Source organism: Segniliparus rotundus DSM 44985 (assembly GCF_000092825.1).
GTDB classification, from domain to species: domain Bacteria; phylum Actinomycetota; class Actinomycetes; order Mycobacteriales; family Mycobacteriaceae; genus Segniliparus; species Segniliparus rotundus.
Map to the genome: position 1 here is coordinate 1,438,866 of NC_014168.1, position 19,065 is coordinate 1,457,930.

21 protein-coding genes are annotated in these 19,065 nt (G+C 66.1%); 16 read left to right on the forward strand and 5 right to left on the reverse strand.

What is annotated here, in order from left to right; genetic code table 11:
- The first annotated feature begins 55 nt into the window (after positions 1-55).
- On the forward strand, positions 56-961 hold the full coding sequence (locus tag SROT_RS07220) for an aldose 1-epimerase (protein WP_425358197.1): 906 nt from the start codon (positions 56-58) through the stop codon (positions 959-961).
- A gap of 77 nt (positions 962-1,038) precedes the next feature.
- Here the strand turns inward: SROT_RS07220 and SROT_RS07225 are convergent, their stop codons facing one another.
- Positions 1,039-1,314, reverse strand: coding sequence for a hypothetical protein (locus SROT_RS07225; protein ID WP_013138359.1), 276 nt, complete (start codon positions 1,312-1,314; stop codon positions 1,039-1,041).
- Between the two features lie 9 nt (positions 1,315-1,323).
- Entirely contained in the window at positions 1,324-2,037 is a 714-nt protein-coding gene (locus tag SROT_RS17065) for a hypothetical protein (RefSeq protein WP_245535378.1), read from the reverse strand.
- Between the two features lie 160 nt (positions 2,038-2,197).
- Here SROT_RS17065 and pdxT point away from each other — a divergent pair, with 160 nt between their 5' ends.
- The 12 genes from pdxT (at position 2,198) to SROT_RS07290 (ending at position 14,202) form a co-directional block, all read left to right on the forward strand.
- Positions 2,198-2,809 (forward strand): pyridoxal 5'-phosphate synthase glutaminase subunit PdxT, encoded by a 612-nt coding sequence (gene pdxT, locus SROT_RS07235; protein ID WP_041407057.1) that lies wholly within the window; start codon positions 2,198-2,200, stop codon positions 2,807-2,809.
- Positions 2,810-2,846: 37 nt separating this feature from the next.
- Positions 2,847-3,602, forward strand: a complete 756-nt coding sequence (locus tag SROT_RS07240; RefSeq protein WP_013138363.1) for a YebC/PmpR family DNA-binding transcriptional regulator — start codon at positions 2,847-2,849, stop codon at positions 3,600-3,602.
- Between the two features lie 47 nt (positions 3,603-3,649).
- A complete protein-coding gene (gene ruvC / locus SROT_RS07245) occupies positions 3,650-4,219 on the forward strand; it encodes a crossover junction endodeoxyribonuclease RuvC (RefSeq protein WP_013138364.1) in 570 nt (189 codons plus the stop codon).
- Positions 4,216-4,815: a Holliday junction branch migration protein RuvA gene (gene ruvA, locus SROT_RS07250; protein WP_013138365.1), complete on the forward strand. Its 600-nt coding sequence runs from the start codon at positions 4,216-4,218 to the stop codon at positions 4,813-4,815. The genes ruvC and ruvA overlap by 4 nt, the downstream gene beginning before the upstream one ends.
- Positions 4,812-5,858 (forward strand): Holliday junction branch migration DNA helicase RuvB, encoded by a 1,047-nt coding sequence (ruvB, locus tag SROT_RS07255; RefSeq protein ID WP_013138366.1) that lies wholly within the window; start codon positions 4,812-4,814, stop codon positions 5,856-5,858. The genes ruvA and ruvB overlap by 4 nt, the downstream gene beginning before the upstream one ends.
- A 24-nt stretch (positions 5,859-5,882) precedes the next feature.
- Positions 5,883-6,314 (forward strand): TIGR03618 family F420-dependent PPOX class oxidoreductase, encoded by a 432-nt coding sequence (locus SROT_RS07260; RefSeq protein WP_013138367.1) that lies wholly within the window; start codon positions 5,883-5,885, stop codon positions 6,312-6,314.
- A gap of 51 nt (positions 6,315-6,365) precedes the next feature.
- Positions 6,366-6,683 carry a preprotein translocase subunit YajC gene (yajC, locus tag SROT_RS07265; protein ID WP_013138368.1) on the forward strand — a complete coding sequence of 106 codons (318 nt, stop codon included), beginning with the start codon at positions 6,366-6,368 and terminating at the stop codon, positions 6,681-6,683.
- Between the two features lie 125 nt (positions 6,684-6,808).
- Complete coding sequence (secD, locus tag SROT_RS07270; protein WP_013138369.1) at positions 6,809-8,476, forward strand: protein translocase subunit SecD; 1,668 nt, start codon at positions 6,809-6,811, stop codon at positions 8,474-8,476.
- A complete protein-coding gene (gene secF, locus SROT_RS07275) occupies positions 8,473-9,576 on the forward strand; it encodes a protein translocase subunit SecF (RefSeq protein WP_013138370.1) in 1,104 nt (367 codons plus the stop codon). The genes secD and secF overlap by 4 nt, the downstream gene beginning before the upstream one ends.
- Positions 9,566-11,212, forward strand: a complete 1,647-nt coding sequence (locus SROT_RS07280; protein WP_013138371.1) for an ABC transporter substrate-binding protein — start codon at positions 9,566-9,568, stop codon at positions 11,210-11,212. The genes secF and SROT_RS07280 overlap by 11 nt, the downstream gene beginning before the upstream one ends.
- Positions 11,205-11,750 (forward strand): adenine phosphoribosyltransferase, encoded by a 546-nt coding sequence (locus SROT_RS07285; protein ID WP_013138372.1) that lies wholly within the window; start codon positions 11,205-11,207, stop codon positions 11,748-11,750. The genes SROT_RS07280 and SROT_RS07285 overlap by 8 nt, the downstream gene beginning before the upstream one ends.
- A gap of 58 nt (positions 11,751-11,808) precedes the next feature.
- Positions 11,809-14,202 carry a RelA/SpoT family protein gene (locus SROT_RS07290; RefSeq protein ID WP_013138373.1) on the forward strand — a complete coding sequence of 798 codons (2,394 nt, stop codon included), beginning with the start codon at positions 11,809-11,811 and terminating at the stop codon, positions 14,200-14,202.
- A gap of 30 nt (positions 14,203-14,232) precedes the next feature.
- Here the strand turns inward: SROT_RS07290 and SROT_RS17070 are convergent, their stop codons facing one another.
- Positions 14,233-14,670 carry a peptidylprolyl isomerase gene (locus SROT_RS17070; protein WP_483475654.1) on the reverse strand — a complete coding sequence of 146 codons (438 nt, stop codon included), beginning with the start codon at positions 14,668-14,670 and terminating at the stop codon, positions 14,233-14,235.
- Between SROT_RS17070 and SROT_RS17075 the strand changes: the two genes are divergently transcribed.
- Positions 14,663-14,974 (forward strand): hypothetical protein, encoded by a 312-nt coding sequence (locus tag SROT_RS17075; protein WP_245535423.1) that lies wholly within the window; start codon positions 14,663-14,665, stop codon positions 14,972-14,974. The two genes, SROT_RS17070 and SROT_RS17075, sit on opposite strands and share 8 nt — an antisense overlap.
- A gap of 65 nt (positions 14,975-15,039) precedes the next feature.
- Here SROT_RS17075 and SROT_RS07300 read toward each other — a convergent pair whose 3' ends face one another.
- Positions 15,040-15,876 (reverse strand): peptidylprolyl isomerase, encoded by an 837-nt coding sequence (locus SROT_RS07300; RefSeq protein ID WP_013138375.1) that lies wholly within the window; start codon positions 15,874-15,876, stop codon positions 15,040-15,042.
- Positions 15,877-15,958: 82 nt separating this feature from the next.
- Here SROT_RS07300 and SROT_RS07305 point away from each other — a divergent pair, with 82 nt between their 5' ends.
- Positions 15,959-16,642, forward strand: a complete 684-nt coding sequence (locus SROT_RS07305) for an MBL fold metallo-hydrolase (protein WP_013138376.1) — start codon at positions 15,959-15,961, stop codon at positions 16,640-16,642.
- The gene (gene hisS, locus SROT_RS07310) at positions 16,639-17,928 is read left to right on the forward strand and encodes a histidine--tRNA ligase (protein ID WP_013138377.1); all 1,290 of its coding nucleotides are present in this window, start codon (positions 16,639-16,641) and stop codon (positions 17,926-17,928) included. The genes SROT_RS07305 and hisS overlap by 4 nt, the downstream gene beginning before the upstream one ends.
- Here hisS and SROT_RS07315 read toward each other — a convergent pair.
- Complete coding sequence (locus SROT_RS07315) at positions 17,925-19,022, reverse strand: Rv2578c family radical SAM protein (RefSeq protein ID WP_013138378.1); 1,098 nt, start codon at positions 19,020-19,022, stop codon at positions 17,925-17,927. The two genes, hisS and SROT_RS07315, sit on opposite strands and share 4 nt — an antisense overlap.
- Positions 19,023-19,065 lie beyond the last annotated feature (43 nt).

A 19,065-nucleotide genomic window follows, 5' to 3' on the forward strand; every position in this document is an offset into this window, starting at 1 on the left:
GCCCCAAGGCGCTCTCGTGTTCGGCGTGGCATGATCCAGAACCATGTCGCAACAACTGCAGGCCTGCGTTCTGTCTGACCGCGAGTCCCAACTGACCGCTGCTTTTGTTCCAACCGCGGGCATGATCGGGGTGTCCTTGGCCGATAACGGAGTCGAACTGCTCGGGCAACGCAGAGGACTGGACGCGTATCGGTCCTCGGGGAAAACAATGGGCATCCCGCTGCTGCACCCGTGGGCGAACCGTTTGAGCGCGAGCGACTACGCCGTCGCAGGCGAGACCGTGGCGCTCGCCCCGGACGCGGTCGGCGTGCATCACGACAACAACGGCCTGCCCATGCATGGCCTTCTTGCCGCGCGGCCGGATTGGCGAGTCGAGTCCGTCGCGGCCGACGAGCTGGTGGTGGTTTTCGATTTCGGCGCCTGCCCGGAGCTGCTCGCCAGTTTCCCGTTCCCGCACCGGCTGACCCTCGCCGTCTCGCTCGCCGGGCGGCGGCTCACGCTGCGCACGACCCTGGCGGCGACCTCGGCCAAACCCGTGCCGGTGTCGTTCGGCTTCCACCCCTACCTGTGCATCCCCGATGCTCCGCGCGAGCGTTGGGAGGTCGAACTCCCTCCGCGGCGCCGCCTCGTGCTCGACGGTTGCGGCATTCCGACCGGCGAGGGGGCCAATGAGCCGGGAGAAACCGCCGTGCTGGGGGATCGGGTGTTCGACGACGGCTACGACACAATAGCCGCAGGCGCAGTGTTCGCCGTTTCCGCTGGCCGGCGCCGTCTCGAAGTCAGTCTCGACGAAGGCTACCCGTGCGCCCAGATATTCGCTCCCGCAGGCGAAGAGGTGGTCTGCTTCGAGCCGATGACAGCGCCGACCAATGCGCTGCGCAGCGGCGATCAGCTGCAATTCGCCCGCCCCGGCAAACCCTACAACGCGCAGTTCTCCATCACGGCGCGCCCGGCGCCGTAGGCCGAAGCGCTTCGGCTCGGGGTCGATGCCCCTTTTTCCTCGCGCTTTCTGTTAGCAAAGGATCTGCTCTGGGGCGGCTACACCTGGGCGGGCAGTTCGTCCCCTCGGTCCGCGGAGACGGACAGTGCACCTGGGGTCGGTGTGGTCGGCGGAGGAGTCCGGTCGTGCTCGCCTGAGACGACGACAGCGGTCAGGATGATGATGACGACGATCGCGACGACTGCGCCGATCAACCATTTTTTCGCCTCAACGTTGTTCCCGGCGCCCGGCGCCGTTGGTTGCGCCGGGGTCGCAGTGGCGGGCTGCGGCGTCTGCCCCGTCGATGGCGAGGTTTGCTTGTAGGGGTACGTCATAGGAACACCTTAGTTCACCGAGGCGGAGCACGAGGCGTAGCCCAATCCGCGGTTCTCGGCGATCACTTGGCCCGCGCGCAGGATGCGGCAGCTGAAGACCGGCCTTCCGCTGAAATCGAGCGGCCCGTCCTTCACCCACTCCACACTGATCCGGACGCTTTGCGGCAGGGTGACCGTGCTGGTGTGGGTGAACGGCATGGAATAGACATAGGAGCCGCCAGACGGGGTGCCGTCGTTCATCGAGACGCGACCGACGCGCGCTCCGCCGCTCCCGCTGACTTCGAGCACGATATCTGCGGTTTTCGGCGTCGGAGCCGTCGTGGGGGTGCTTGTCGCCGATGGGCTCGGCGACGGCGTTTCTTCAGAGGTCGGCGGCGGCGGGGGAGGGGCAGGCTCGGGGTTGAGCGTCTTCGTGACGGTGGTCGTCTCCGGCGGCGGTGGTGCTGTCGTCTGTGTTTGCGGCGGCGGTTCTGATGTGGTGGGCGGCTCCAGCGAGGAGGTCGGCTCGGAGAACGCGGGCGGGATGAGCGAGGTGCTCGAACGGGCTGCCGGGGGTTCGTGCTTCGACGGCCATGCAAGGTACCCGATGAGCCCTGCCACAGCGGCGAGAGCGGCGACAGTGCTGACGATCAGGCCTTTCGACGGGCCGTTCGCGCTCGGCTCTGCCGGTCCCCTCGGACCGGGAGGATTCGGCGCGTCGCCGCGACGATAGGGGTAGGTCATGTGCTCATTATCGACAATGATTCTGGCAGGCTCCACGCGCCACGCTGAAAAGGGATGATGCGCGCCGGGGATTGTTCCGGCGCGGGGTTTCCCAGCTCAGGAGCACAGTTTCGGCGGGCCGACGCGGCACGGGGCACTCGTGCTCCATACAATGCCCCGCATGGGCTTTCGTGTTGGCGTTCTCGCGTTGCAGGGCGCGGTGGCGCGGCACGCGGACGCGGTGCGGCTGGCTGGCGCGGAGCCGGTTTTGGTGCGCCGCCCGCAGGAGCTCGCCGAGGTCGACGCGTTGATTCTGCCTGGCGGCGAGTCCACGGCGATGACCAAGCTGCTGGGCGTGTCCGAGCTCGCCGAGCCGTTGGCGGAGCGGTTGGGGGCCGGTATGCCCGCGTTCGGCTCCTGCGCCGGGTTGATTCTGCTCGCGGCGGGTCTGGAGCCCCCGGACGGGCGCACCCGCAATTACGGGGCCATCGACATCATTGCGCGGCGCAATGCGTTCGGCAGGCAGGTGGACTCGTTCGAGGAAGAGCTCGACGTGCCAGAGCTCGGACCCGAGCCCGCTCGGGCGGTGTTCATCCGGGCGCCGTGGGTCGTGCGCGCCGGACCTGGGGTGCGCACGCTCGCGACAGTGGCGGCGGATGGCGCGGCGGAGCCGAGGATCGTCGCAGCCAAACAGGGGAATATACTGGTCACAGCGTTCCATCCGGAGCTGACGACAGACATTCGCTGGCATAGCTTGTTCTTGTCGATGGCTCGCTCCTCGTCGCGCTGTTAGGTTGGAAGCACGAAGCACAAGAAGAACTGAGGTATGTATGAGCGGCCATTCCAAATGGGCGACGACGAAGCACAAGAAAGCTGTGCTCGACGCGAAGCGCAGCAAGAATTTCGCGAAGTTGATCAAGAATGTCGAAGTGGCGGCGCGGCTGGGCGGCGGGGACCCCGACGGCAATCCGACCCTGTACGACGCCATTGTCAAAGCTCGGAAAAACTCTGTCCCGAACGACAACATCGAACGCGCCCGCAAGCGCGGGGCTGGCGAGGAGGCCGGCGGGTCCGACTGGCAGAGCCTCTTCTACGAAGGGTATGGCCCCGGCGGCACCGCGCTCTACGTGGAGTGTTTGACCGACAACCGCAACCGGGCGGCGGGCGAGGTCCGCACCGCGCTCTCCCGCAACGGCGGCACTTTGGCCGACCCCGGCTCGGTGTCGTTCCTCTTCGCCCGCAAAGGCGTGGTCTTGGTGGAGAAGGGCAATCTGACCGAGGACGATCTTCTTGGCGTGGTTCTTGAGGCGGGAGTCGAGGAGATCAACGACCTGGGCGACACTTTCGAAGTGCTCTGCGACCCTTCGGACTTCCCCGCCGTCCGTGACGCGCTGCGCGGCGAGAACATCGAATACGACTCCGCGGAGGTCGAGTTCCAGGCGCTGTCCAAGGTCGAAGCCGACGCGGAAACTGCCCGCAAGGCGCTCAAGCTCGTCGACGCGCTGGAAGACTGCGACGATGTGCAGAACGTGTTCACCAACATGGATATTTCCGAGGAAGTACTGGCCGAATTAGAGGCTGATTAGGGCGTGTCTGCGCCGCCTTGACGGCGTATCCCGCTACGCTTTCGAACATGCGAGTGATGGGCGTGGACCCCGGATTGACCCGATGCGGCCTTGCTCTGGTGGAAACTGGCTCCGGCCGCTCGGTCACCGCTTTGGACGTGGACGTGTGCCACACCTCGCCGCAGGCTTCGTTGCAGGACCGGTTGTCGAAGATCGCCGCCGAGGTCGAACACTGGCTTGACTCGCACCGCCCAGACGTGGTCGCTGTCGAGCAAGTGTTCGCGCAGCACAATGTTCGGACGGTCATGGGCGTGGCGCAAGTGTCCGGCGTGGTGGCCCTGCTCTCGGCCAAGCGCTCGATCCCGATGCGCACGCACACGCCGAGCGAGGTGAAAGCCGCAGTGACCGGCAACGGCAGAGCCGACAAGGACCAAGTGACCGCGATGGTGACGCGGATTCTTGGATTGAAGGCCAAGCCCGCGCCCGCTGACGCCGCCGACGCGCTCGCGCTCGCGATCTGCCATTGTTGGCGGGCCCCGCTGCAGGGGCTGGAGGCGGGGCGGGACTCCGCGCGGCCGAACCGGTTGGCGGAGGCTGTGGCCCTCGCCGGTGCGCGCAAAACCGGGGGCTGGCTGTGATCGCGTCGATCCGGGGCGAGGCCGTCGAGGTCGGGGCCGACCATGTGGTCGTCGAATGCGCGGGGCTCGGGCACCATGTCGTGGTGCTGCCCTCCACTGCCGCCGCTGCGACCCGCGGAGCCGAAGTGCGGTTGGCGACCTCGTTCATCGTCCGTGAGGACGCCCAGACGCTGTACGGGTTCCCCGACCGGGAGACCCGCGACCTTTTCGACGTGTTGCGCACCGTCTCCGGGGTCGGCCCGAAGCTCGCGATGGCGGTGCTCTCGGTGCTGGAGCCGGTCGCGCTGCGCCGGGCCATCGGCGAGGGCGACCTCGGCGCGCTCACCAAAGTCCCCGGAGTGGGCAAGCGTGTGGCCGAACGGCTGGCGTTGGAGCTGAAAGAGAAGATCGGAGGCCCGCCCTCGGCGGCCGCGAATCTCGGCGCGCCAGAAGGCAGCGCGTTGGTGCGACAACAAGTGGTGGACGGCCTTGTCGGCCTTGGCTTCCCGCTCAAGCCGGCCGAGTCTGCCGCGGACTCGGTCATGCAAGAGAACCCGGAGGCGAGCCCCGCCGTCGCGTTGCGCGGCGCGTTGGCGATCCTGGGGAAGAAAGGATGAGCGCGCACACGGACCCGGATCGCCCGTTGCAGCCAGAGCAAGTTCCCGGCGAAGCCGAGCTGGACGCGAGCCTGCGTCCGCGCGCGCTGGACGATTTCATCGGGCAAGCCAAAGTGCGCGAGCAGCTGCGCCTGTTGTTGCACGGCGCGAAGTCGCGGGGGACTGTTCCCGACCATGTGCTTTTCTCCGGCCCTCCCGGTCTCGGCAAGACTTCGCTCGCGATGATCGTGGCGAGCGAGCTGGGCTGCGCGTTGCGATTGACTTCGGGCCCGGCGCTCGAACGTGCCGGGGACCTTGCGGCGCTCCTGTCGAACCTTGTCGAGGGCGATGTGCTTTTTATCGATGAGATCCATCGGATGGCGCGCCCCGCCGAGGAGATGCTGTACCTCGCGATGGAGGACTTCCGGGTGGACGTCGTCGTCGGCAAAGGGCCCGGGGCGATGGCGATTCCGCTGACCCTTGCGCCGTTCACCCTGGTCGGCGCCACGACCAGGACCGGCGCGCTCACCAATCCGTTGCGCGACCGGTTCGGTTTCGTCGGCCATATGGAGTTTTACACCCCGCCCGAGCTCGCGCAGGTTCTTGCGCGGTCGGCGAAGATTTTGGCCGTGGAGCTCGCCCCGGACGCGGCGATCGAGATCGCCAGCCGTTCTCGGGGCACGCCGAGAATCGCGAACCGGTTGTTGCGCCGCGTGCGCGATTACGCGCAGGTCCGAGGCGACGGTGTGGTGGATTTGGCAGCCGCGCGGGCGGCTTTGCAGATTTTCGACGTGGACGAGCTTGGTCTGGACCGGCTGGACCGCGCGGTCCTCTCCGCTTTGGTCAGCGGCCACGGCGGGGGGCCAGTGGGCGTCTCGACGCTCGCTGTCGCGGTGGGGGAGGAGCCTGCGACAGTGGCCGAGGTGTGCGAGCCGTTCTTGGTGCGCGCGGGGCTGGTCGCGCGCACCCCGAGGGGCCGGGTGGCGACCCAGGCGGGGTGGGCGCACATGGGTTTGAAGCCGCCGACCGAGCAGCACGCAGCGTTGCTGTGGGGAGAAGATTAGCCTGAGGTGCTATCCTGCTCACCCGTGGCTGAATTGACTGACCCAGATGTGACTGAGTTCCTTTCGAAGGGCGACCGCAACGGGAAATTGAGCTACCTGCGCGCGGATCGCCGTCCCGTGATCGTGCCAGTGTGGTTCATTGTCGAGCATGGTGAAATCCTCTTCTTCACCGCTCGCCAGTCCGCGAAGGCGAAGGCCTTCGCGGAAGACCCCAGGGTGGCGTTCCTCGTGGACGACGACCGTCCGCCGTACTCGTACGTCTCCGTTGCGGGCGTGGTGGCGCCGGACGGCGCTTCCGAGCGGCGCGACGAGCTCATGTCGAAGATCGTCGAGCGCTACACTCCGCAGGAGAACGTCCAGAAGACCCTCGATTATTTCAAGAGTCAGGACGAGGCGCTGTACCGGATCCGGGCGACCAAGGTGCAGGCGAAATTCGATCTCATGAACGCCCTGTAAGGCGCAGTCTCGCGAAAAATCTGAGGCGAAGCCTCGAGGAAGGACAAAGCTGTGCAGCAATTGCCGCTGCTGATCGGGCTCGGCGCCCTGATGTTTTTTGTGCTGTGGTGGCAGGGCAGATCTCGGAACAAGGCGATGGCGCAGTTCCAGTCCTTCCAGGATTCGCTCGTGCGGGGGGACCGCGTGGTCACCACGTCCGGGCTGCGCGGCGAAGTGCGCGAGGTGCGCGACGAGACGGTCCTTCTGGAGATCGCGCCCGGCGTGGTGACGGAGTGGACGAAGCTCGCCGTGCGCGAGAGAGCCGAGGAGCCTGAGGCTGGCGCCCAGGAGCCGGTCTTGGGCGAGCCAGACAGGGAGGACCATGCGTAAGGGCATGCTCGCGACGGCTTCCTCGTGCGCTGCGTTTGCGTTCGTCATGGCGGTCGAGACACGCGGCCCGGCGCCGTCCGCCGCGCAGGACGCGCGTTCGCTGTTCCAAGCATTCGAAGGATGTCATGCCTAGAAAATCTCGGGGCATGCGTCCCCTCCAGTATCTGCTTGTGTTCGTGGTGTTCGTGGCGGGTTCGTACTCGCTCGTCTTCTTCACAGGCGATAAGAAAAAGATCCCGCATTTGGGCATCGACCTGCAAAGCGGCACGCGCGTGACCCTCACCGCGCGCACTCCGGACGGCAAAGACCCGGACCAGAGTTCGCTGAACTTGGCGAAGGAGATCATCGAAAAGCGCGTGAACGGGCTCGGCGTCTCCGGGTCGGAAGTGGTCGTGCAGGGCAACAACCTTGTCATCACCGTGCCGGGCGAGGAAGGCTCGCAGGCGAGGACGCTCGGCCAGACCGCCCGGCTGTACATCCGGCCAGTGGCGAAGAACGCGGTGAACGGCCAGGCCACCGTCTGGGACAAGCAGAACTCTCCGAATATGTTCGAACCCCCGCCGCCCGCGCCTGCGCCTGCTGCGGGCCCGGACGGCCAGCCCGCTCCCGCAGACCCGAACGTCTCCGCGGCGCAGGCAGCAGAGATCCAGCAGGCCCGCGCGATCCGTCAATCTCCTGACGTGATTGTGAACATCAGCCCGGAAGAGATCCAGAACATCCGGGCGATGGCGGTGACAGACCCGGAGGCCGCGGCCAAGATCGTCGAGCAGAAATTCGGCCCCTTGGACAAGGCGGTCAAGAGTCTGGACTGCGGCAAACCGGACCCTCTGCGCGGCAACGACGACCCGAAGCTGCCGCTTGTCACATGCTCGCAGGACGGCACGGAGAAGTTCGTCCTCGAACCCGCGATCATCGACGGCCAAGAGATCTCCCAAGCGGGCGCCCAAATGGACAACCAGGCTGGCGCATGGGTGGTCAACGTGTCCTTCAAGCCCCATGGCCAGGAGATTTGGTCGAAGTACACCGCCGACCATGTCGGGACGCAGACAGCGATCACCCTTGACTCCGTGGTGGTGAGCCATCCGGTGATCCAGGGCGTTATCAACGGCAGCACGCAGATCAGCGGCAACTTCACCGCGACCAGCGCGAAGGAGCTCGCCAATGTGCTCCAGTACGGCTCTCTGCCGCTGTCGTTCAGCTCGTCCGAGGCGCAGACGATCTCGGCGACGCTCGGCCTGGCTTCGCTGCGCGCAGGTTTGATCGCGGGCGCGGTGGGCCTGGTGCTGGTGCTTTTGTACTCGCTCTTCTATTACCGCGCGCTCGGCTTCCTCGCGCTCTTGTCGCTGTTGCTCAGCGGGGTGGCGAACTACGCGATTGTGGTCTTGCTGGGCAGGTGGATAGGGTTCACCCTCGATCTCGCCGGTATCGCAGGTTTCATCATCGGCATCGGCATGACGGCGGACTCGTTCGTCGTCTACTTCGAGCGGATCAAAGACGAAGTGCAGGAAGGCCGGTCCTTCCGCTCTGCGGTGCCGAGGGCTTGGGAGCGGGCACGTCGCACGATCCTCTCCGGCAACGCCGTGACCTTCATCGCCGCCGCTGTCTTGTACATCCTGGCCATCGGCGAGGTGCGCGGCTTCGCCTTCACCCTCGGTCTGACCACGATCATGGACCTCGTGGTGGTGTTCTTGGTGACGCATCCGCTGGTCCACGCCGCGTCCACGCGAGCGTGGTGGGCCAAACCCAGCAGAACCGGACTCGGGCGGGCGCGCACCCAGGAGTTGGCCTCATGAGCGAGAAACCAGTGCACACAAGGGAAGCGAAGAAAGAGACCGACGCGGTGGACCAGACTGAGCTCGAGGACGACGGCCAGGAGAGGGCCGCGGGGCGCCCGTCGCTCTTCACCCGTCTGTACACCGGCACGGGAGCCTTCGAGATCGTGGGCAGGCGCAAACTCCTGTTCCGCGTCACAGCAGGCATTCTTTTGGTGTGCCTGGCGAGTTTCGCGATCCGAGGGTTCACCTTCGGCATCGAGTTCGTGGGCGGAACATCGATTTCCTTCCCCTCGGACGGGAAGACCGACAACGGCGCGGTCAGCCGTGTCGTCGCCGAAGCGACAGGGCAGGAGCCCGTCTCGGTGCAAACCGTTGGCGCTGGGTCTTCCGCGACTGTCCAGGTGCGCACCGGCGACCTGAACAACGCGCAGACCGCGAAAGTCTCCGACGCGCTCTTCAACGCCTTCCACCCCAAAGGACGCGACGGCAAGCCAAGCAAAGCGGCAGTCAACGTTTCCTCGGTAAGTTCCAGCTGGGGCGGCCAGATCACGAAGCGCGCCTTGATCGCTCTCGGCGTGTTCCTCGTTGCGATCGGCGTCTACATCGCGGTCCGCTTCGAGGTGGACATGGCTGTGGCGGCCATCGCGACGCTGTTCTTCGACCTCGTCGTCACGGCCGGGGTGTACTCGCTGGTCGGCTTCGAAGTGGTCCCCGCGACGGTGATCGGCCTGCTCACCATCCTTGGCTTCTCGCTCTACGACACGGTCGTGGTCTTCGACAAGGTTTCGGAGAACGTGCGTGGCGTCACGAAGACCACTCGTCGCACGTACGCTGAGCTCGCGAACCTCGCGATGAACCAGACGATGATGCGGTCCATCAACACAACTGTCATCGGCGTGCTCCCCGTGCTCGGCCTCATCGTGGTGGCGGTGCTCCTGCTCGGCGTCGGCACGCTCAAGGACCTGGCTTTGGTGCAGCTCGTCGGTTTGATCAGCGGCGCGTACTCGTCGATCTTCGTCGCCACGCCGCTTTTGGTCACGCTCAAGGAGCGCCGCCAAGAGTTCAAAAAGCACAACGCGAAGGTCGCCTCGCGCCGTCGGGCCTCGGATGCGGCTTAGCCGCCCTGCCGCCCGGATTGCGACGGCCCTCGCCGTCCTGCTGTGCTGCGCCACTGGTTGCGGCTTTTTCCATAAGCAGGCCGAGGTCGTCAACTACTTCATTGACGCGAAACTTCCCACGTACAACGCCAACACGGCACTTGGCCGCTCCAGCGGCGCGCTTATGGCGTTCGCCAGGGTGCTGCCCGGATTCAGTTACCCGAGTCCGACCGGATCCTCCGTCGCGGACGCCGATGTCGGCTCCGCCGAGCCGCTGGCGGGCCAGGGCGAGGAATTCACCGTCCGTTACACCTTCAACCCCAAGGCAGTGTGGTCCGACGGCGTCCCGATGACATGCGACGACCTCGTCCTCGCGTGGGCGGCCTTGGCCGGGCGCCTCCCCGGAGCCGTTCCGGCGAGCAAGGCGGGGTACGAGCTCATCACGAACATGCAGTGCGCGGCGGGCTCGAAGACGGCGACGGCTGTCTTCGAGCGGCACTTCCCCGGCTGGTCAGGGCTGTTCGGCCCAGGGACGATCCTCCCGTCGCATGTGCTCGCCAAAGCGGCACGTCTGCGTGTTGTGGACGCGGTGAGCTCGGCAGATCAAGCCCGATTGCAGGCTGCGGGGAAGTTTTGGAATTCGGGCTGGGACTTCACAGGGAAGTTCGACGCGGCGAAATTTCCCGCCAGCGGACCGTACCGAATCCAGTCCGCTGATGCCGGCAGAGCGACCTTAGTGCGCAATGAGCGCTGGTGGGGCGAATCCGCCCGGACCCCGAAGGTCGAGATTTGGCCGAAGGGGTTTCGCCCGCCCGTGGCGGGCGCCCAGGTGATCGACATCGGAAAAGGCTCCATCGCGCAGCTCGCGCTGCCATCGGGGCTGCGCGAGAAGACGGTGCGATCGCTCGGGATCGAGCAGTTCGTGCTGTCGCTTCGAGGGACGTTCGCCGCAAAACGGGCGAGGGAGGCGTTTGCGCTCTGCCTGCCTCGCGCCTCCCTCGCCGCCCAGTTCGGCGACGCGGGGGCTCCTGCGGCGGGCGAGCTGTCCAGTTCGCAGGATCCTTGGCAGTTGTCCCCGGCCCAGCCCGCCCGCTACGTCCAGCCCGACGCCGCAGCGGCGTATCGGGCGCGGGAAGAGGTCTCCAAGGGCAAGCCGATCACGGTGCGGGTGGGCTACCTCGCGCCGGACGCCCGCCGGGCCGCTCTGGTCGCGGCGGTTGCGCAATCGTGCGATCCGGCAGGGGTCCGAGTTCTGGACTCCTCGAAGGACTTCAACCTTCTCGCGCTGGAGTCTGGACAACTGGATGTCCTGTTGACCAGCTCTGACCTCGCGACGGGCGCGGGTGGCGCCGCAGGTCCGACGTGGGATCTCACCGCTGCCGCGCAGGTGCGCACGGAGGAGGGGGAGAACGTCTCCGGCTACGCCAGCTCTCAGCTGGACGATCTGATCCTGCGGCTCGCGCTCACCGAGAAAGAGGACGAGCGGATCGTGTTGCTCGCGCAGGCGCAAGAGGCGATATGGGAGGATCTGCCGGTCATCCCGTTGTTCGCCCAGCCCCGCTCGCTGTGGTGGAGCGAAGATTTGCGCGGGGTGGTTCCGAACGCCACCGCGTCCGGGGCGGGCTGGAACATGGAAAGGTGGTCGGCCGATGACTGATCTTGCGAACGGGCGGTTCGCCAAGGCGGTTCGGAAAATCCCCGACTACCCGAGCCAGGGGATCTTGTTTTACGATCTCATCCCCGCGCTCGCGGACGGCGAGGCGTTCCACGAGGTGCTTGTTGCGTTGGACGAGTCGACGCCGGAGGCCGGGCTCATCGCGGGAGTCGAGGCGCGGGGGTTTCTGTTCGCGGCGGCCCTCGCCGCCAGACGTGGTTGCGGTGTGCTGGCAATCCGCAAAGCGGGCAAGCTGCCCCCGCCGGTGGTCGGTGAGTCGTACGTGTTGGAATACGGCCAGGCCCGGATCGAGATCCCGGTCGAAGGGATTGATCTCGCCGGGCAAGACGTGCTGCTCCTAGACGATTTGCTGGCGACGGGCGGCACGTTTGCAGCGGCTGCTGTGCTCTTGGCTGGCTGCGGGGCGCGAGTGGTCGCCGCCGCCTCGGTCGTGGAGTTGCCCGCGCTGGGAGGTCGTGCTCGGCTTGCCGCAGAGGGGCTCGCCGTGGTGGCGCTGCTCAGCGACGACCAACTGCAGTAGGGGCGAGTTGCCGCGGTAGCCGGAGGTATCATGGTCCGATGTTGGGTGTGGTGACTGTATGACAGCGAGCCAGGAGATCCGCCAACCGACACCGGTGCAGATCCCCGGCGCGAGTTCCGTCGCGCCCGAGGCGGCTTCTCCTCGGCCTGCGGCCGCTGGCCCCAGCAAGACAAGCCCCAGCTCGCAGACCAGTCCCAGCACGAAGACAGGGGGGACGTTGCGCAGCCGGATCGCCCGCAGCCTCGGAGCGGGCCGAGGGTCCGGGGTCCAGCCGGAGCTCGAACCCCTCGCCGCGCTGCATCGCGAGCTGTACCCCAAGGCCAGCCTTGCCCTCTTGGCCAAGGCGTACGACATCGCCCAGGCCCGTCACGAAGGCCAATTCCGGCGCTCGGGCGACCCGTACATCACGCACCCGCTCGCCGTGGCGCACATACTCGCCGAACTCGGCATGGACACCCTCTCGCTTGTCGCCGCCCTGCTGCACGACACCGTCGAGGACACGGGGTACTCCCTGGAGGAGCTTGAGCGGGATTTCGGCTCGGACGTGGCCCATATCGTGGACGGGGTCACCAAACTCGACAAGGTGACCTGGGGCGCGGGAGCGGAAGCGGAGACCATCCGCAAAATGGTGATCGCCATGGCCCGAGACCCCAGGGTGCTCGTCATCAAGGTCGCGGACCGGCTGCACAACATGCGCACGATGCGCTTCATGCCGCCGGAGAAACAGGTGCGCAAAGCGCAAGAGACCCTTGAGGTGATCGCTCCGCTCGCGCACCGGCTCGGCATGGCCTCGGTGAAATGGGAGCTCGAGGACCTCGCCTTCGCCGTTCTGCACCCGAAGAAGTACGCCGAGATCGTGCGATTGGTGGCGGATCGGGCTCCTTCTCGGGACACCTACCTCGCCAGGGTCAAGAGCGAGCTGCAATCGGCGCTGTCTTCGTTCCGGGTGGACGCGGAGGTGGCCGGGCGCCCCAAGCACTACTGGTCGATCTATCAGAAGATGATCGTCAAGGGCCGCGATTTCGACGACATCCATGACCTCGTCGGGCTGCGCATCGTGTGCGGGGAGGTGCGGGACTGCTACGCGGCCGTTGGCGTGGTGCACTCGTTGTGGCAGCCGCTGCCCGGCAGGTTCAAGGACTACATAGCCCAACCGCGTTACGGGGTGTACCAGTCGCTGCACACGACGGTGATCGGCCCCGAGGGCAAGCCGCTCGAAGTGCAGCTGCGCACTCAGGAGATGCACCGGGTCGCCGAGTTCGGAATCGCGGCGCACTGGCGTTACAAGGAGAACAAAGGCAAGGTCGGCAGCGACGCCGCTGAGGTCGACCGGATGGCGTGGATGCGCCAGCTGCTCGACTGGCAGCGGGAGGCGTCCGATCCCGGCGACTTCCTTGAAGACTTGCGTTACGACCTCGCTGTCCGCGAGATTTTTGTTTTCACCCCCAAAGGCGATGTCATCACACTGCCCGCCGGGTCCACGCCGGTGGATTTCGCCTACGCAGTCCACACCGAGGTCGGGCACCGATGCATCGGCGCGCGGGTGGACGGGCGGCTCGTCGCGTTGGAGCGGCCGTTGGAGAACGGCGAAGTCGTGGAGGTTTTCACATCGAAAGCGGCGAATGCGGGACCGACGCGCGACTGGCAGAGCTTCGTGGTCTCGCCCAGGGCGCGGACCAAGATCCGGCAATGGTTCGCCAAGGAGCGCCGCGAGGAGGCGCTGGAAGCGGGGAAAGCGTCCATCGCCAAAGAGGTCCGCCGCTCAGGCTTGCCATTGCAGCGAATCCTCGGCGCGGACACGATGAGCGCTGTCGCGGGCGAGCTGCATTATCCTGATGTCTCTGCCCTCTACACCGCGGTGGGCGAGAATCATGTCTCCGCGCAGAAGGTCGTGCAATGCCTGGTGACGCATTTCGGCGGCGAGGAGGAGGCCGCGGAGGCGGCCCAAGAGCGCTCGAGCACAACCACGATGCCCGCGCGCACCTCCCGCCGTTCCGAGGACTGCGGCGTCCAGGTGGTCGGTTCTGCCGACACGCCGACCAAGCTCGCGAAATGTTGCACGCCGGTGCCCGGGGACAAGATCTTGGGTTTCGTCACGCGCGGCGGTTTCGTGAGCGTGCACCGTGTCGACTGCACGAACTCCGCTTCATTGCACACACAGCAAGAGCGGCTCATCGATGTCGTATGGGCGCCGTCGCCGTCGTCGGTGTTCTTGGTGGCGATCCAAGTCGAGGCGCTCGACCGCCATCGTTTGCTCTCTGACATCACAAAGGCGCTCGCAGACGAGCGAGTGAACATTCTCTCCGCCTCGGTGACGACTTCCGGCGACCGGGTGGCGCTTTCGAAGTTCACGTTCGAGATCGGCGATCCGAAGCATCTTGGCCATTTGCTTTCGGCTGTGCGCAACGTCGAGGGCGTGTACGACGTGTACCGGCTGACGTCAGCGGCGTAGTCAAGAGCTGGTTCGCGGCCAGCGGTGGGGCTACGGCCCTTGGACGCTGAAGATGCGCACCGGCGTCGTCGGCTGCCCGTCGCTCTCACTGGTGGGGCTGGGAATGACGCCGCCCGCTGCGATTTTGTCCAGGACGCTCAGCCCCGTCTCGTCGGTCGAACCGAAAATCGTGTAGTGCGGCGGCAGGGGGGAATCCTTGTAGACGAGGAAGAACTGGCTGCCGTTGGTGTCGGGGCCGGAGTTCGCCATCGCGAGCGTGCCTCTGGTGTACAGGGTTTCGTTTTGTTTTGGAGCAGGAATGACTCTGCTGCCGATCGGGTATTCGTCGGCGAAGCTGTAGCCGGGGCCGCCGGATCCCGAACCAGTCGGGTCGCCGCACTGGAGGACGTAAATGCCTCCCGCGGTGAGCCGGTGGCAGCTGGTGTTGTCGTAGAAATGCTGTTGCGCCAGGCTGAGAAAGTTGAGCACTGCGCAGGGGGTCTTTCCCGGCGTGAGCGTCAACGGGATATCGCCCTCGCTCGTTTTCATCACCGCGTTCACGACATCGGGGTCGGTCGGGGCGGCCCCGTTCGGCGGGGGCGCGACCGGCCTCGCGGGCGGCGCGACCGGGGTCGCCCGGAAATCACACGGCAAGATCGGGGCAGTGATGGTCGTCGGGTTCGCCGGAGCCGACGAGGCGCTTGCCGGTGCGATGGCTGTGGCCTGGACCGAGCTGGCCGCGAGCTTGGAGGAAGTCAATGGCGGCGCGACCACATCCGGCGCGCCGCGATGACACCCGGCGAGAGCGAGAGCTGTCAGCAGTGCTGGCACAAAGGTCTTCCGCAACATGGCGCTCGATCAGTGCCCGGCGGGCGCCGGTTGGGCGGGCGCGGGAGAGAGCTCCACGCCAGTGATCTTCACCGGGGTCCTGGGCGCCCCGTCGGTCGGCTGCGCCGAACTTTGGGCGACGCCGCCTGCGGCGATCTTGTCGAGGACGGCAAGCCCCGCGTCGGCGATATGCCCGAAGACGGTGTAGCTCGGCGGCAGCGGGGAATCCTTGTAGACGAGGAAGAACTGGCTGCCGTTGGTGTCGGGGCCGGAGTTCGCCATCGCGAGCGTGCCTCGGGTGTAGAACGTCGACCCATTGCTCGCCACGGGTGCTTTGCGGTCCTTCGGAATCGGGTACTCGTCGGCGAAGCTGTAGCCGGGGCCGCCGGATCCCGAACCAGTCGGGTCGCCGCACTGGAGGACGTAAATGCCTCCCGTGGTGAGCCGATGGCAGGTGGTGTCGTTGAAGAATTTCTGCTCGGACAAAGACAGGAAGCTTTGCACTGCGCAGGGGGACTTTGCCCGGTCCAAGGTGAGCGGGATGTCGCCCCGGTCGGTTTTGAGCGTCACGTCTTGGTTCGGCGGGGTGGTGGGCGCGGGACCGTTCGCTGGCCTTGTCGCCGGTTTGGACGGCGGCTGCTGCGAGGCAGTGAATTCGCACGAGGACGCGTCGGGCTTCGGCTGGGAGAGCGCTTGGGGCTTCTTCTGGGACGTATGCCACCAAAACGCACCGCCTGCGATCACAGCGAGGACCACCACGACGGCGAACACCAAGGTCAGGCGCCGGCGTTGGCGCTCGGCGCGCTTCTCGAGCTGGCGTTGCAGTTTCCGCTTGGCCGCAGCTCGTTTCTGCTCGTTGTTGGGCAAGAGAGCGCTACCTCCATGAGATCGGTCCCAGAATATTCAGACGATGCATTCTAGCCGAATGTATGGCTAGACTTGACCAGTCATGCTGATAAAAAGCTTTTCTGCGGGGATGTTCCACACCAACTGCTACATCCTCGCGCTCGCCCCAGGCTCGGACGCGATCATCGTGGACCCAGGCCAGTCCGCAGCGGGCCCAGTGCGCCGAACGCTCGACGAGCACAAGCTCAGACCAGTGGCGGTGCTGCTCACCCATGGGCACATCGACCACATTTGGTCGGCGAGGGAGGTGTGCGACGCGTACTCGATCCCGGCGTACATCCATCCTGACGACCGTGAGCTGTTGACCAAGCCCGGCAAAGGCATCGGCTCCATGTTCGGCGCGTTGTCCTTCCTCACAGCCGGCACTGTCTTCCGAGAGCCGGAAAAAGTGCTGGAGCTTTCTGACGGCGATGAGCTCGACCTCGCTGGTGTGCGGCTCTCGGTGGACCTCGCGCCTGGCCACACACCGGGTTCGGTGCTCTTCGGGGGAGAGTTCGAGCAGGAGGACGGGCCGATGCGCGTCGTGTTCGCCGGTGACGTCCTCTTCGCCGGATCGATCGGCCGCACCGATTTGCCGGGCGGCAGCATGCCGAGGCTGCTCCGGTCGATTCGCGAGAAACTGCTGACGCTGCCGGATCAGACCCTGGTGCTGCCGGGGCACGGCCCGGCCACCACAATAGGCCGCGAGCGCACGACGAACGAGTGGATCAGGGAGTTGCGAGCATGACCGAACAGGCGAAGAAGTCGCAGAAGCTTCAGGCGCCGAAGGGCGTGCCGGATTATTTGCCGCCAGAATCAGCAAGGTTCGTCGCCGCGAAACGGGTTTTGGCCGAAGCTGCCGAACTCGCCGGGTACCGGCCGGTCGAGCTGCCGGTCTTCGAAGACACCGCGCTGTACGTGCGGGGCGTCGGAGCGTCCACCGACATCGTCGGGAAGGAGATGTACACCTTTCCCGACCAGGGCGGGCGCTCGCTCACCCTGCGGCCGGAGTGGACCGCTGGCGTGGTCAGGGCTGTGGTCGAGCACGGCCTTGACCGAGGCCAGCTGCCGGTGAAACTTTGGTACGCGGGGCCATGTTTTCGTTATGAGCGGCCCCAGTCCGGGCGTTATCGGCAATTTCAGCAGATGGGAGTCGAGGCGATCGGCGTGGACGACCCGGCGCTCGACGCCGAGGCGGTCGCGGTCGCTGAAGAGGGTTTGCGCAGATTGGGCCTTGGGGGCTACCGGTTGGAGATCAACTCCCTCGGGGACGAGGCATGCAGGCCCGAGTACCGCGAGCGACTGCTCTCGTTCTTGCGCGGGCTCGACTTGGACGAGGCGACCCGCCAGCGCGCCGAGCGCAACCCGCTCCGCGTGTTGGACGACAAGCGGCCCGAGGTCAAAGCCCAGCTCGTCGACGCGCCTTTGCTTGTGGACCACCTCTCCGATTCCGCGAAAGAGCATTTCGAGACGGTGCTCGAGCATCTGCGCGGGCTGGGGGTCGCGTACTCCTTGAGCCCGAAGCTCGTGCGCGGTCTGGACTATTACACGAAGACCACTTTCGAGTTCGTGCACACAGGTCTTGGGGCGCAGTCCGCGCTCGGCGGCGGCGGGCATTACGACGGGCTGGTCGCCGATCTTGGCGGGCAGCCGCTGCCTGGTGTGGGATTTTCCATCGGCCTGGAGCGGACCTTGTTGGCATTGGCCGCTGAGGGAATCCCGCCTCAGGATTCGGGTTCGGTCCCGGTTTTCGGCGTGGCGCTCGGAGCAGAGGCCAAAGGGCGCATGACGAGCCTCGCCGGTGCGTTGCGCGAGGCAGGGATCGGCGTCGACCTCGCCTACGGCGACAGGGCCTTGAAGGCGGCGATGCGCGCGGCGGACCGCTCCGGCGCGAGGTTCGTGCTCATCATCGGCGAGGCGGAGTTGGCCTCCGAACAGGCGCAGCTGAAAGACATGCGTTCGGGGGAGCAGTCGTGCGTCCCATTGCCCGACGTGGTGTCCGAGATGGCGTCCCGGCTCGCCGAGGCGGGTTAGAACAATGTCTGAGGCTCGGGCGTGACGGCTGGAGCGGCCTGTTGGCGCTGGGGGCCTTCCGGCCCCCTGTGCCGGTGTCTCGCGGAGACGGGCCGCCTGCCCTGATGGCGGCGCAGGATCGGAGCCATCGTCTGCGAAAGCCATTCTCGATACGCCGGGGTGATGTAGGAGCCTCTGGGGTAGAGCTCCTTGTATCGGGGCACGAGTTCGGGATGCTCCCGCTCGAGCCAGGACATGAACCACCCCCGAGTGCCCGGACGCAAATGCAAGGGGAAGGCGCTGATGCTTGTGGCGCCGGCCGCGGTGAGTTCTTTGACGAGCTGGTCTAAATGTTCCCGAGAGTCAGTGAGCCCTGGCAGGATCGGGGCTGCCATGACCCCGCAGGAGAAGCCTGCCTCGCGAATCGCCCGCACGAGTTCCATCCGGGCTTTCGGAGTCGGCGTGCCCGGCTCGAGCGACTGCTGCATCGGCTCGTCCACGAGGGCGATGGAGACCGAGAGATGCACGCGCACGCGCGTGGCCGCTTCGGCGAGGACAGGCAGGTCTCTGCGCAACAGCGTGCCCTTCGTGAGGATCGAGAACGAGGTTCCGGACGCCGAGAGCGCCTCGATGACCCCCGGCATGAGCCGGTACCGCCCCTCCGCGCGTTGGTACGGATCGGTGTTGGTGCCCATCGCGACTGCTTCTTTGGCCCACGAAGGTCTGCGCAACTCGCGGCGCAAGACTTCGACCAGGTTGGTTTTCACGATGATCTGCTTGTCGAAGTCCTCGCCTGGGTCGAGGTCGAGGTATTCGTGGCTGGTTCTGGCGAAACAATAGACGCAGGCGTGCGAGCAGCCGCGCATCGGGTTGATCGTCCAGCCGAACGGCATGGTCGAGGTTTTCGTCACCTTGTTGAGCGCGCTGCGGCAAAGCACTTCGTGGAAGGTGACGCCAGCGAAGTCCGGCGTGGCCACCGACCTGAGGAACGTCGTCGCCTCAAGGCCGGGGAGCGCCTGCGGCTCGCCTGGCCTGGGGGCGCCCGCTGAGCCGTGGGGAGCCGAGCCGAGCTCGCCGCAACTGTCGTTCCGGAGAAGTTGTCCTTGCCAACGCACACTTCAATGGAACACGTGTTCGGCACGAATGTCAAGAACTTAT